The following is a 12,161-nucleotide window of genomic DNA, read 5'->3' on the forward strand; positions in this document are numbered from 1 at the left end:
GGGAGGCCGTCTGTTTTATTAACGCGGACGCACGCCCAAAATATGGCAGATGGCGTAAGTCAGTTCGCTGCGGTTGAGGGTGTAGAAGTGGAAGTCTTTCACCCCTTCGCGAGAGAGGACTTTGACCATGTCGATGGCGATGCTGGCGGCAACAAGGTTGCGCGTGCCTTGGTCGTTATCCAAACCTTCGTACATTTTAGACAGCCAGCTTGGGATTTTGACGTTGGTCACTTGGGCCATTTTGGTCAATTGTTTGAAATTGGTTACAGGCAGAATGCCGGGAACAATTTCAACGTCAATGCCCATCATCACGCAACGGTCGCGAAAGCGCAGATAGCTTTCCACGTCGAAGAAGAATTGGGTAATAACGTGGTTTGCACCCGCATCGATTTTTCGTTTCAGATTGATCAAGTCGGCTTGGGCGGATTTGGCTTCCGGGTGAACCTCAGGATAGGCCGCTACGGAAATGTCAAAGTCTGCAACGGAGCGCAACAGTTTGACCAAATCTTCGGCATAGAAAGGTTTTTTCTCGTAGCCGGGCGGCTCGTCGCCACGCAGGGCGACAATGCGGCGGATACCGCTGTCCCAATAATCTTTGGCGATTTGGCGCAACTCGTCAGGGCTGGCGTCGATACCGGTCAGGTGGGGAGCTGCGTCAAGGCCGGTTTCTTGTTTGATGCGTTTAACGATACTGTGTGTGCGGTCGCGTTCGCCGGAGTTTGCGCCGTAGGTTACAGAAACGAATTTCGGATGCAAGGTTTGCAGGCGATGGATGGAATCCCACAGCATGGTTTCCATTTGTTCGTTTTTCGGCGGGAAAAATTCGAACGAAACATTGATGTCGCCTTTTAAATCAGAAAGGCTGTTGTTTAAAGCGGCGATTTCTCGAGCGTGATTCATGGTTATGCACCTTCTGCATATCTTTTATTTGTTGTCAGACTGCATAATAAATTTGAGGTTGGTATGAGTCAATTTCGAAATTTTCCGAAATTGTATGAATAGATTTAATAAAGACCTCAGGCCGTCTGAAAAACAGCCTGAGGTCTTGTTTGATGAAAAGGGAAAAGGTTATTCCGCTTCATCTATCCAGGCTTGTTGCACGGCTTCGAGAATGCGCTCGCCGCAACGCGCCGGATCATCGTCAAATTCAGGCAGAGCCATAATCAGATCACGCAGTTGGGTGAAACGCACGGTTTTCGGGTCGATGCTGTCGCCGTGTAAGTCGTAGAGTTCTTCGGCGATGCGTTGGGTATCTGTCCATTTCATGATGTGTTCCTTTATTGGGTTTCGACTATTGCCAATTATTTTAATCAAGAAGAAGTCGGACTGCCAGATTGTTTTACGGAAGAAGGGCAGATAAATGATGGCGCTATTTTTTAACAAAATAGCATAGTTGCGTTAAAATACGGCAAGACACTTAAAACTCACGGCAATCTGCCGTTTTATACTTTCTATTCCGTTTTGAATGATTTGGTTTCCATGCAAAATTTACATTTCGCTATGCAACCAAATTTTTTGGAACGGCTCTTAAGACAATCCATCGCTTAAAAATAAAAGGAAAAAAGATGAATAACGCACTCAACGCCAAGCTGTCCAAACTGATTTACGCGCTCGCTTCCGATGATCCGGAGTATCTGTCCAAAGCAGGTGCATTTGACCGTTTGCTGTTGTTGGTTCGCGAACTTTATCGGATGCTGGACGAAACAGAAGGTTTGAAGCAGCTGGTGTTCCGTCTGTATTACGGCAAACACTATGGTTTGATTAAACTGGATGCTGCTTCACCCAACGACGATGCAGGCGCATTGAGGTTGAAACGTTGGATGGTTTATTCGCGTATCGCCGAGCGTATCGAAAATTGCGGCAAGCATTTGTCGGTCGTGCTTGAAGATGCAGTGTTGGAAAATGGCGCGGACAAATCGCGTTATATAGATGAAGCCAATGCCATTATCGAGCGTTTCGGTTTGGCAAGGGATGAGGCAGCACTTTCGGTGATTGAGGCAGAGGAAGCTTTGAAGGCTGAGGCTGAACTGCCGACAGTCAACAAATCTCAGAACGCGGCTCCCCGTTATAACGGCAATCTGCATCAAATCAGAATACAAGAAAAAATTGAAAATTACTCCGCTACGCAGAAAGTGGCCTCCATGCAGATTTCGCGTATGCGTTTTATTTTTCCTCATATCAAATAGTTTGCCGCATAAGCAACAGGCCGTCTGAAAACCATGAATTTGTGGTTTCAGACGGCCTTTTTCATTAAGCCTTGTTTTAATGGTCTTCACGTGCATGGTTGATCGTATATTTGGGAATTTCTACGACCAAATCTTCATCGGAAACAACTGCCTGACAGCTTAAGCGTGAATCGGCTTCCAAGCCCCATGCCTGGTCAAGCAGGTCTTCTTCCAGTTCGCTCGGTTCTTCCAAGCTGTCAAAACCTTTGCGGATGATGACGTGGCAGGTGGTGCAGGCGCAGGATTTTTCACAGGCGTGATCGACTTCGATATCGTGGTCGAGCAATACGTCAAGGACGGTTTGACCTTCCGGTGCGTCTTCGATAACCGCGCCTTCGGGGCATAATGTCGCGTGTGGGAGTACGGTAATTTTTGGCATTTTTATTGTCTCGATTGTTTAAGAGTGGTTGTGGTTCAAAGTGGTTTCAGACGGCCTTGGGTATTCAATATTCAGACCGTCTGAAAAATGGGTTTATAACATAATGCCTTTACTTTTTAAATTTTCCAGGCATTCGTTCAAGTAGGCATCATCATGTTCGGTATAAATCGGCGAAGTAGCTGTTTCAGTCGCGTGTGAATGGTATGGGACAACGGCTTTACCGCGATATAGCGGGTCTTTCCATAAAGCATCGGGTTTGTAACCGCGCTTTTCCATCTCTTCCATAATCAACGCGTGATACAGGTAGAGTTTGTAGGGCGAATGGGTAAAAACGTAATTAACCGTCGCATGCGGCCTGCCCCAGCCCGCTCCGCGTAAAGCAGCGCATTCGCGGTGTTGCCCCAAAAGCTGGGTGCGGGGGAGCAGGGGGATAAGGGTTTGGTGCCAGAGTCGCATAGAAGTAATCAGGTCGTTTGGGATATTAGATTTTCAGACGGCCTCTTTATCCAAGGCCGTCTGAAACCATTTGCCGTCAAATATCATCCACACTCTGCCCTGTCAGCGCACGTTGGATGTTGCGGTTCATGCGTTTGGCGGCAAAGTTGTCGGTGCTGTGGCTGAGTTTGGCGACGGCGGCGCGGATGTCTTCGGCTTTGCCGTCTTTCAGATAGCCTTGCAAAGCGGCGATGTCTTGTTGAATCTGTTGCAATTCTTCGGCTTCCAATAAATCGCTGTCTAACTCAAGGGCGGCGTTGACGGCGTCGGTCAGGCTTTCGGCTTCGACTACGGCTTCGGCGCGTGCGCGTGCGGCCATGTCTTCGGCGGCGTTGCTCATGCTGTCTTTGAGCATTTGGGTAATGGTGCCGTCGTCTAAGCCGTAGGAGGGTTTGACTTCGATTTGCGCTTGTACGCCGGTGCTTTGCTCTTGTGCGGAAACGGACAGCAAACCGTCGGCATCAACTTGGAAGGTCACGCGGATACGCGCTGCGCCTGCTGCCATGGGCGGAATGCCGTGCAGGGTAAATTTGGCAAGGCTGCGGCAGTCGGAAACAAGTTCGCGCTCGCCTTGAACGACGTGTATCGTCATGGCAGTTTGACCGTCTTTGAAAGTGGTAAAGTCCTGCGCACGCGCGGTAGGAATGGTAGAGTTGCGCGGGATAATTTTTTCGGCAAGACCGCCGTAGGTTTCCAAACCAAGCGACAAAGGTGTAACGTCCAGCAGCAGCCATTCGCCGTCGGTTTTGTTGCCGGCCAGGACGTTTGCCTGTATGGCGGCACCGAGTGCAACCACTTCGTCGGGGTTGAGGTTGTTCAGCGGAGTTTGACCAAAGAATGTGGCAACTGCTTGTTGAACGTGCAACATGCGGGTAGAGCCGCCGACCATAATCACACCCTTGACATCTGCCTTAGTCACTCCTGCGTCTTTCAAAGCCTGTTTGACGGGCTCAATGGTTTTTTGTACTAGATTTTGGGTCAGATTGTGAAACTCTTGGCGGGTAATGACGGTATGAACTTTATGGCCGTCTGAAAGTGTGGTTTCGATGACGGCTTCGGTTTGAGTGGTCAGTTTTTCTTTGGCGGTACGGACAAGGGAAAGCAGAAGTTGGCTGTCTTGTTCGTTGAGTTTGGAAAGGTCGTTTTGTTCGAGCAGGTAGCAGAACAAACGATGGTCGAAGTCATCGCCGCCCAATGCGCTGTTGCCGCCGGTGGCTTTAACTTCAAACAATCCTTTGGTCAGTTGCAATACTGATACGTCGAATGTACCACCGCCCAGGTCGTAAACGACAAACGTGCCTTCTGAAGCGTTGTCCAGTCCGTAGGCGATTGCGGCGGCGGTCGGCTCGTTGAGGAGGCGCAATACATTCAAGCCTGCCAAGCGTGCGGCATCTTTGGTGGCTTGACGTTGGGCATCGTCGAAATAGGCAGGTACGGTAATGACGGCGCCGACCAAATCGCCGCCTAAAGTTTCTTCGGCACGCGATTTGAGGGCTTTGAGGATTTCTGCCGATACTTCGATAGGCGTTTTCGCACCTTGACGGGTGTTTAATTCGACCACGCGCTCATTGGGTGTAAATTGATAGGGCAGGTATTGCGTGTCTTGTGTAAGGTCGGTAAGGGTGCGGCCGATCAGGCGTTTGGCGGAGCTGACCGTATTTAGCGGATCGGTTTTTTGTGCAGAAAGGGCGTTTTTGCCGACTTCGACTCCGCCATCCAAATAACGGACAACCGAAGGCAGGGTGGTGCGGCCGTCTGAATCGGGCAGGCAGACTGCGCTGCCGCTGCGTACGGTGGCCACCAAGCTGTTGGTTGTGCCTAAATCAATGCCTACGGCGAGGCGGTGTTGATGGGGGGCGGCGGACATGCCGGGTTCGGAAATCTGCAAAAGAGCCATGATTGTGTGCCTTCTGATGCTGTATTTATTAGGATGGGGCAGATTTTAGCAGATTTTTGGCAGATAGTTGAGTGGTTTGCTAGGAAATAACCCTAAGGCCTAATGTTGTTTTTTAATTGAAAAGAAAGTGGATTTTGAATCCGGACTTGTATTTTTTAAGAAATGCGGATAAAATTCAGCCTCTTTGCCTTGCCTTTTACTTCGCATGGTGAAAGGCTGTTTTTAATCATCCATAAGGAGATAACATGCGTCATTACGAGATCGTGTTTATCGTTCATCCTGATCAAAGCGAGCAAGTGCCTGCTATGGTTGAGCGTTACAAAACCATGATTACTGAAGCCAACGGTAAAATCCACCGTTTGGAAGACTGGGGCCGTCGTCAATTGGCTTACCCAATCAACAAAATCCACAAAGCACACTATGTTTTGATGAATATCGAAACTACTCCTGAAGTGGTTGAAGAGTTGGAAACTGCTTTCCGCTTCAATGATGCCGTACTGCGTCACCTGACCATCAAAACAAAACACGCTGTAACTGAAGCTTCCCCAATGCTGGGTGGCGAAAAAGCAAAAAACTTGCTGAACGGTGCGGCTGAAGAAGTTGCAGCAGCCGAATAAGATTGAATAATCTGATTAAGCTTACCGCCCGTATCTTACAGGTTCAGCCTTTGAGATATACGCCGGCAGGAATTCCTGTTTTAGATATTGTGTTGCAACATGAATCTTGGCAGGAAGAAAACGGACAGAAATGTCTGGTCAAATTTGAAATTCCCGCGCGGATTTTAGGTAAGCAGGCTGAGGAATGGCAGTATCGGCAAGATGCCGTCATCGAGTCGGAAGGTTTTTTGGCGCAACGCAGCCAACGCTTCCCCAAGCCGGTACTACGCATACAGAACATTAAAGAATATAAAGGTTAAACGACAATGGCTCGTCAATCATTCAAACGTAGAAAATTCTGCCGCTTTACGGCTGAAAAAATCCAAGAAGTTGATTACAAACAAGTTGATTTGTTGAAAGACTTCATCTCTGAAAACGGCAAAATCATCCCTGCCCGCATTACTGGTACTAAAGCACACTACCAACGTCAGTTGGCTACTGCTGTGAAACGTGCCCGTTTCCTGGCTCTGTTGCCTTACACCGATCAACACAAATAATTTTGGAGTTTAAATCATGCAAATTATTCTGTTAGAAAAAATCGGCGGTCTGGGTAACTTGGGTGATATCGTTACCGTTAAAAACGGTTACGCACGCAACTTCCTGATCCCTGCCGGTAAAGCAAAACGTGCAACCGAAGCCAACATGAAAGAATTCGAAGCACGCCGCGCTGAATTGGAAGCCAAACAAGCTGAGATCTTGGCTGATGCTAAAGCACGTCAAGAAAAACTGGAAGGCCAAACCATTACTGTTGCTCAAAAAGCCGGTGTTGATGGTCGTCTGTTCGGTTCTGTTACTAATGCTGACATCGCTGAAGCGATTGTTGCTACCGGTATCCAAGCTGCTAAAGCAAACGTACGTCTGCCTAACGGCCCTCTGAAAGCTGTTGGCGAATACGAAGTTGAAGTGGCTCTGCACACTGACGCTGTTGCTAAAATTACCGTTGCTGTTGTTGCAGCCGCTGAGTAATTAATTCATTCAAGGCCGTCTGAAAATCAAGGGTTTCCTTGAATTTCAGACGGCCTTGTTTATCTGCTTGAGCCGAAGTAAGTAAATATCGATTTGTCTATATTTTTTAAGTCTGTTTGGAAATATAGCGGAAGAGATGATGTATTGGCCGAATATTCATTCGTGTTCGGGTTTGTCGTATTATTTAGTAAAGAGATTATTTATGAATAAAATCAAAATCTTTGGGATAGGTCTGACTGCTTTGGCTTTAGCTTCATGCGGCACTCCGCAAAAGCCTGCTGTTGATACGGCAAAACCTGTCGAGCCTGTTTCCTCTGCAAAACGCCCTGTATTTGATGCAGCGGCTGAATCTGTTGCCAGCAGCGGTTTTAATGAAAACGTCAATGTTCAGCAGTTTATCCAATATGAAGTGAAAAACCGCCGTTTCAGTGCAGAAGAATTGCGTAATTTCTTCAATGGCGTGGTGTATAAAGGAAATATTATTACCATTATGTACCGCCCAAGCACTTCGCGTCCTTGGTATGAATTTCGTACCGGTAACTCCGGTGCAGCCAAATTTAACGGCGGCAGACAATTCTATGCGGCAAACCGTGCCGTAATCGATGATGTGGCACGCAAATACGGCGTACCTGCCGAATTGATTGTGGCGATTCTCGGTATCGAAACCAATTATGGCAAAAATACGGGCAGCTTCCGCGTTGCTGATGCTTTGAGTACATTGGCCTTTGATTATCCCCGCCGTGCCGAATTTTTCCAAAACGAATTGAGCGAACTTTTGCTGATGGCAAAAGAAGAAAAAGAAAATATTTTTGATTTCAAAGGCAGCTATGCCGGCGCGATGGGCATGCCGCAATTTATGCCTTCCAGCTACCGTAAATGGGCGGTGGACTATGATGGTGACGGGCATCGCGATATTTGGAATAATGTCGGCGATGTGGCGGCTTCTGTCGCCAATTATATGAAACAGCATGGCTGGCAGACCGGCGGTAAGATGGTTGTGCCGGTCAGTCTGACGATTACGCCTCACTTGCAGGCGATTATCGATGAGAAAACTGCTTTGACACGCACTGTCGCAGATTTCAAAGCCTTGGGTGTCGTGCCTCAAGCTGCTGTTGCCGATAATGAAAAAGCTGTGTTGTATGCTTTGGAAACCAGTCCGGGTGTATTTGAATACTATTTGGGCCTGAATAACTTCTACACCGTATGGCAATATAACCACAGCCGCATGTATGTAACAGCGGTACGCGATATTGCGAATGCAATCAACAACAATGACCTATAAGCCATAAGAAAACCACCCTTCGGGGTGGTTTTTAGATATCGAGAATTTGTAAAGGGGGTTAAGCCATCAGTCTGATTTTCATAGCGTAACGTTTTTTACTGTGCCCTGAAACAAATTGTCCGCCTCGGGCAGGGGATAAAAACGCATTGCCTTCTGCGGTTGGCTCTGCACAAGTATATTGGCCGTTTCGATCGCTCCAGAGTGCGTACACAGGCAGATTGTGGGTACGGATATCCAGTTTTAAGCCGTCAAATGCAACGTGTGCATCTTGGTCGGAGGAAACAAATTCGGTATGGGAGATATAGTCGGCATCGTATGGTGCGCCGTTGAAATCAAATTGTGTGCCGGCGGCGGTAAAGTAGGGGTGGAATCCTGGAGAAGTGCGGACGGGTGATTCGCCGTAATTGCAGACGGTCAGGATGGCGATGGCTTCATTTTCATTAGGTAGGCTGTAATCGAGCAACCATTCGACGTGTTCATAGCCTTTTTCTGTGCTGATTAATTTCAAGCCGATATCTGATTCATTTTGATGGCGGATTTCCCAGTCTGAGGTTCTGCCGAAACCATGTTGGGCCAGATGATTTTTGCTGTCAGGTCCGAATTGAGGTAGGCAGACGTGCATGCCGCCGCGTAATTTTGTGTCATCGCCTACTTGAACGCTGGTTTTCGGAAATAAGACTTCCCGTCCTTTTAAAATCAGGGAATCAATATATCCGCCCATTGTATTGACTTGCATAGTGGCTGATTGGTTGCGTAGTATGATTTCGGACATGATGTTTTAAACTTCAAATTACTTATCATTTGTGTAGCATTCTAACATTGCAATAACATGCTGTCGCCGTAGCCTTGATAGAAAATCCTTAATAAAAATCAAAAAAATGCTAGAATATATGCCATTTTCTGAGGTCGTCTGAAGAGCGGATCATTCTTTTCAGACGGCCTTCCGATTTATTTCCCGTAGAGAAACAACATGGCTTATCAAGTTCTTGCACGAAAATGGCGTCCGAAAACCTTTGCCGATTTGGTCGGTCAGGAACACGTCGTCAAAGCCCTGCGCAACGCGCTGGACGAAGGCCGTCTACACCATGCCTATCTGCTGACAGGAACGCGCGGTGTGGGTAAGACCACGATTGCCAGGATTTTGGCCAAGAGCTTGAACTGCGAAAATGCCGTGCATGGCGAGCCGTGCGGTCAGTGTGAAAGCTGTACACAAATCGACAGCGGCCGTTATGTGGATTTATTGGAAATCGACGCGGCATCGAATACCGGTATCGACAATATCCGCGAAGTGTTGGAAAACGCGCAATACGCGCCGACTGCGGGTAAATACAAAGTCTATATCATCGACGAAGTGCATATGCTTTCCAAAAGCGCGTTCAATGCCATGCTGAAGACTTTGGAAGAGCCGCCCGAACACGTTAAATTCATTTTGGCGACCACCGATCCGCACAAAGTCCCCATTACCGTATTGAGCCGCTGTTTGCAGTTTGTTTTGCGCAACATGACGACTCAACAGGTTGCCGAGCATTTGGCACATGTTTTGGACCGTGAAAACGTTCCTTATCAGCCGCAGGCCTTGCAGCTTTTAGGCCGTGCCGCCGCAGGCTCGATGCGCGATGCGTTGAGCCTTTTGGATCAGGCGATTGCCATGGGTTCGGGTAAAGTGGCCGAACAAGATGTCCGCCAGATGATCGGAGCGGTCGATAAACAATATTTGTTTGAATTGCTTGAAGGAATCATCAATCAAAACGGTGAGGCCTTGCTGGAAAAGGCTCAGGAAATGTCCGCCAGAGCGATTGGTTTTGACAGCGCATTGGCAGAATTAGCCATGCTGTTGCAACGTTTGGCTTTGATTCAAACCGTTCCTTCCGCCTTGGCAAATGACGACCCTGAACGTGAAACCTTGCTTCGTTTAAGTCAGGCCTTGAGTGGCGAGCAGATTCAGCTTTATTATCAATGTGCTATTCATGGCAAACAGGATTTGCCGCTGGCTCCGGATGAGTATGCCGGTTTTGTCATGACACTTTTGCGCATGCTTGCATTTGCGCCGTTGGCCGCTTCGGGTTGCGATACGCAAAGTCAGATTGAACACACGGATTTGCATTCCGACCATCAGAAAGCTGAGGCTGAAAAAAAGCCTTTTCAGCTGCCGAAATCTGAGCCGATAGCAGCACCGGCGGTTGAGAAAGAGGTTGTTTCTGCCAAGCAGGATACCGTTGAAAGGCCGTCTGAAGAAACGGTTCAGCAACAACAGGCGGATGTACCGCCTTGGGAAGACATGCCGAGCCAATTATCGGCTGAGCCGCCTCAAACTCAAACGGCGCAGATACAAGAAGCAGCGGAGCCATTGCCTGTTGCAAAAGTTCAGACGCCCCCTGAGCCGGAAACATATCCGCACATGGATGAGGAAATTCCGCCTCCGTATTTTGATGAAGCATATGTATATGAAGATTCGCATCGTGCTGATGTGATGGAAGTGCCGCAGCCGGTTTCATCTATTGAGTCTGAAGAAGAGGAGGGGGATGAAGAAGAGCTTCAGTTCGCTCCTTTGCCTGAGTTTAAAACTGAGAATTGGCACAGCATTATCGAACGCTTCGCCCGTAAATTAGGCGCGGCGCAGATGTTGGCGCAAAATGCGGCATGGACGAGTTATGATGCGGAAGCAGGTTTAATCATGCTGTCGTTGACGGATGAGGCCAAAGCCACTGCTAATAAAGAGCGCTTGGATAAAATCTGCCAGACGTTGAGCGAGGCCTATCATCTTGGCAATTTAAGGCTGCAAACCGAGCCTTGGCAAGATGATAAAGGCTGGGAAACGCCGGTGATGCGCCGCAAACGTATTCAAGAGGAAGGGCGGCAGCAGGCGCAAGATTTGCTGGAAGCGGATACGACGGCGCAGAAAATCTTGCAAACCTTTGAGGCGCAATGGCTGCCGGATTCTTTAGAGTTGGCAGGACATTCTTAACATACTGATATACAAGGCCGTCTGAAAGGCAATAGCGTTTTCAGACGGCATGAGTGAAACCCATTTATTCAAACCCATAGGAGTAAAACATGTTTGGAAAAGCCGGATTAGGCGGCCTGATGAAACAGGCTCAACAAATGCAGGAAAACATGAAAAAGGCACAAGCCAAGCTGGCTGAAACCGAAGTTGAAGGTGAAGCAGGCAATGGTTTGGTGAAAGTCGTGATGACGTGTTCCCACGTTGTCCGCAAACTTGAAATCAGCCCTGATTTGATTCAAGAGGCTGCTGACGATAAAGAAATGCTGGAAGATTTGGTATTGGCTGCCATCAATGCTGCTTCTGAAAAAGCCGAAGAAACCACCAATAAAACCATGGGCGCATTCACCCAAGGCCTGCCTGCAGGCATGGGAGATTTCTTCCGTTGATTTAAAATCAATAAAAGGCCGTCTGAAGCCAGATTTGGGTTTCAGACGGCCTTTTTTATTATGAGGATTCAGGGCTTTCTTTGGGGAAGAACAATCGTTCTTTATTGATATAAAAAAGCCTGAACAGAAGTTCAGGCTTTTAAAATTTGGCTCCCCGACCTGGGCTCGAACCAGGGACCTGCGGATTAACAGTCCGTCGCTCTACCGACTGAGCTATCGGGGAATGGGGCGTATTATAATGGCTGGAAAAAATGTGTCAATCCATATTTTCAAGAAAATGGTACAAAATATTTCAAATGTTTGAATGTTAAAAATATTTTGTAATCAAGTTTCACAGGCTTCCAGCCGTTTCAGACGGCCTTTAGTATTTGGCGTTAACCAATTTGCCGTTTTGGAACACTTGCTGCTGCATCACGGTGCCGTTGTAGGCGTAAGTGGTCAGCGAGCCGTTGCTTGGTGTGGCGCGGAACTGCATCAGCTGGTTGCGGCTGAGGACGTAGGGGTCCGTGCGTTTTTGGCTGTTGTCGCTGTAAAAGTCTTGGACGACATATTCGTTGTTGCGTTTGCTGATCAGTTGGCGATGGAAGCCGCCTTTGACTGCGCTGTTGCTGGGTGTGCCGTGTGCATCAAAATAGGTCACGATTTGTTCTTCTGAGATACGGATGCCGTCTGAATCTGTGCCTTTGGTGGTTTTGGTTTTGTCCAAGCCGACAGGGATGTTGATGGATGTACCCAGACCGACATGGCGGCCGATGCCGGTGCCGACACCTAAACCGACGGAAACGCCGGGCGTGCCGACTGTACATGCGCTGAGTGAAGCGGCCAAAAGGGCAGGTAAGAGAACTTTTTTCATAATGTGTATCCTTGTAAT

Annotated in this window: 15 protein-coding genes and 1 tRNA gene; 8 read left to right on the forward strand and 8 right to left on the reverse strand. The window is 48.1% G+C overall.

Features of this window, described 5'->3' with window-relative positions; all coding sequences use genetic code 11:
- Window positions 1-18: 18 nt before the first annotated feature.
- Entirely contained in the window at window positions 19-900 is an 882-nt protein-coding gene (metF, locus tag HMPREF2596_RS01705; RefSeq protein ID WP_049330686.1) for a methylenetetrahydrofolate reductase, read from the reverse strand.
- 168 nt (window positions 901-1,068) lie between these two features.
- Window positions 1,069-1,266, reverse strand: a complete 198-nt coding sequence (gene iscX / locus HMPREF2596_RS01710; protein WP_003682097.1) for a Fe-S cluster assembly protein IscX — start codon at window positions 1,264-1,266, stop codon at window positions 1,069-1,071.
- A 299-nt stretch (window positions 1,267-1,565) separates the two neighbouring features.
- Between iscX and HMPREF2596_RS01715 the strand changes: the two genes are divergently transcribed.
- The gene (locus HMPREF2596_RS01715) at window positions 1,566-2,186 is read left to right on the forward strand and encodes a hypothetical protein (protein ID WP_070849192.1); all 621 of its coding nucleotides are present in this window, start codon (window positions 1,566-1,568) and stop codon (window positions 2,184-2,186) included.
- A 76-nt stretch (window positions 2,187-2,262) separates the two neighbouring features.
- Here HMPREF2596_RS01715 and fdx read toward each other — a convergent pair whose 3' ends face one another.
- The 3 genes from fdx to hscA all read right to left on the reverse strand — a co-directional run bounded on the left by fdx (window position 2,263) and on the right by hscA (window position 4,996).
- The gene (gene fdx / locus HMPREF2596_RS01720; protein WP_070849194.1) at window positions 2,263-2,604 is read right to left on the reverse strand and encodes an ISC system 2Fe-2S type ferredoxin; all 342 of its coding nucleotides are present in this window, start codon (window positions 2,602-2,604) and stop codon (window positions 2,263-2,265) included.
- Window positions 2,605-2,697: 93 nt separating this feature from the next.
- The gene (locus tag HMPREF2596_RS01725) at window positions 2,698-3,060 is read right to left on the reverse strand and encodes a TIGR02328 family protein (protein ID WP_070849197.1); all 363 of its coding nucleotides are present in this window, start codon (window positions 3,058-3,060) and stop codon (window positions 2,698-2,700) included.
- A 76-nt stretch (window positions 3,061-3,136) separates the two neighbouring features.
- Window positions 3,137-4,996: a Fe-S protein assembly chaperone HscA gene (hscA, locus tag HMPREF2596_RS01730; protein ID WP_070849200.1), complete on the reverse strand. Its 1,860-nt coding sequence runs from the start codon at window positions 4,994-4,996 to the stop codon at window positions 3,137-3,139.
- 245 nt (window positions 4,997-5,241) lie between these two features.
- Here hscA and rpsF point away from each other — a divergent pair, with 245 nt between their 5' ends.
- The 5 genes from rpsF to mltB all read left to right on the forward strand — a co-directional run bounded on the left by rpsF (window position 5,242) and on the right by mltB (window position 7,900).
- A complete protein-coding gene (rpsF, locus tag HMPREF2596_RS01735; RefSeq protein WP_004519252.1) occupies window positions 5,242-5,613 on the forward strand; it encodes a 30S ribosomal protein S6 in 372 nt (123 codons plus the stop codon).
- Entirely contained in the window at window positions 5,610-5,912 is a 303-nt protein-coding gene (gene priB / locus HMPREF2596_RS01740) for a primosomal replication protein N (protein ID WP_180947864.1), read from the forward strand. The genes rpsF and priB overlap by 4 nt, the downstream gene beginning before the upstream one ends.
- A 6-nt stretch (window positions 5,913-5,918) precedes the next feature.
- The gene (gene rpsR / locus HMPREF2596_RS01745; RefSeq protein ID WP_003678863.1) at window positions 5,919-6,149 is read left to right on the forward strand and encodes a 30S ribosomal protein S18; all 231 of its coding nucleotides are present in this window, start codon (window positions 5,919-5,921) and stop codon (window positions 6,147-6,149) included.
- A gap of 16 nt (window positions 6,150-6,165) precedes the next feature.
- Complete coding sequence (rplI, locus tag HMPREF2596_RS01750) at window positions 6,166-6,618, forward strand: 50S ribosomal protein L9 (RefSeq protein ID WP_036490126.1); 453 nt, start codon at window positions 6,166-6,168, stop codon at window positions 6,616-6,618.
- Between the two features lie 202 nt (window positions 6,619-6,820).
- Window positions 6,821-7,900, forward strand: coding sequence for a lytic murein transglycosylase B (gene mltB / locus HMPREF2596_RS01755; RefSeq protein WP_070849204.1), 1,080 nt, complete (start codon window positions 6,821-6,823; stop codon window positions 7,898-7,900).
- A gap of 58 nt (window positions 7,901-7,958) precedes the next feature.
- Here the strand turns inward: mltB and HMPREF2596_RS01760 are convergent, their stop codons facing one another.
- Complete coding sequence (locus HMPREF2596_RS01760) at window positions 7,959-8,672, reverse strand: aldose epimerase family protein (RefSeq protein WP_049323827.1); 714 nt, start codon at window positions 8,670-8,672, stop codon at window positions 7,959-7,961.
- A gap of 198 nt (window positions 8,673-8,870) precedes the next feature.
- On the opposite strand from HMPREF2596_RS01760, the gene dnaX reads away from it, so the two are divergent.
- Window positions 8,871-10,865 (forward strand): DNA polymerase III subunit gamma/tau, encoded by a 1,995-nt coding sequence (gene dnaX, locus HMPREF2596_RS01765; protein ID WP_070849207.1) that lies wholly within the window; start codon window positions 8,871-8,873, stop codon window positions 10,863-10,865.
- Window positions 10,866-10,954: 89 nt separating this feature from the next.
- Window positions 10,955-11,290, forward strand: coding sequence for a YbaB/EbfC family nucleoid-associated protein (locus HMPREF2596_RS01770; protein ID WP_003678854.1), 336 nt, complete (start codon window positions 10,955-10,957; stop codon window positions 11,288-11,290).
- A 147-nt stretch (window positions 11,291-11,437) separates the two neighbouring features.
- Here HMPREF2596_RS01770 and HMPREF2596_RS01775 read toward each other — a convergent pair.
- Both HMPREF2596_RS01775 and HMPREF2596_RS01780 read right to left on the reverse strand, forming a co-directional pair.
- Window positions 11,438-11,513 (reverse strand) — tRNA-Asn (locus HMPREF2596_RS01775).
- Between the two features lie 138 nt (window positions 11,514-11,651).
- Window positions 11,652-12,143, reverse strand: coding sequence for a hypothetical protein (locus HMPREF2596_RS01780; protein ID WP_003745579.1), 492 nt, complete (start codon window positions 12,141-12,143; stop codon window positions 11,652-11,654).
- Window positions 12,144-12,161: the final 18 nt, after the last annotated feature.

The sequence above is a fragment of the Neisseria sp. HMSC078C12 genome (assembly GCF_001838065.1).
Classification (GTDB): domain Bacteria; phylum Pseudomonadota; class Gammaproteobacteria; order Burkholderiales; family Neisseriaceae; genus Neisseria.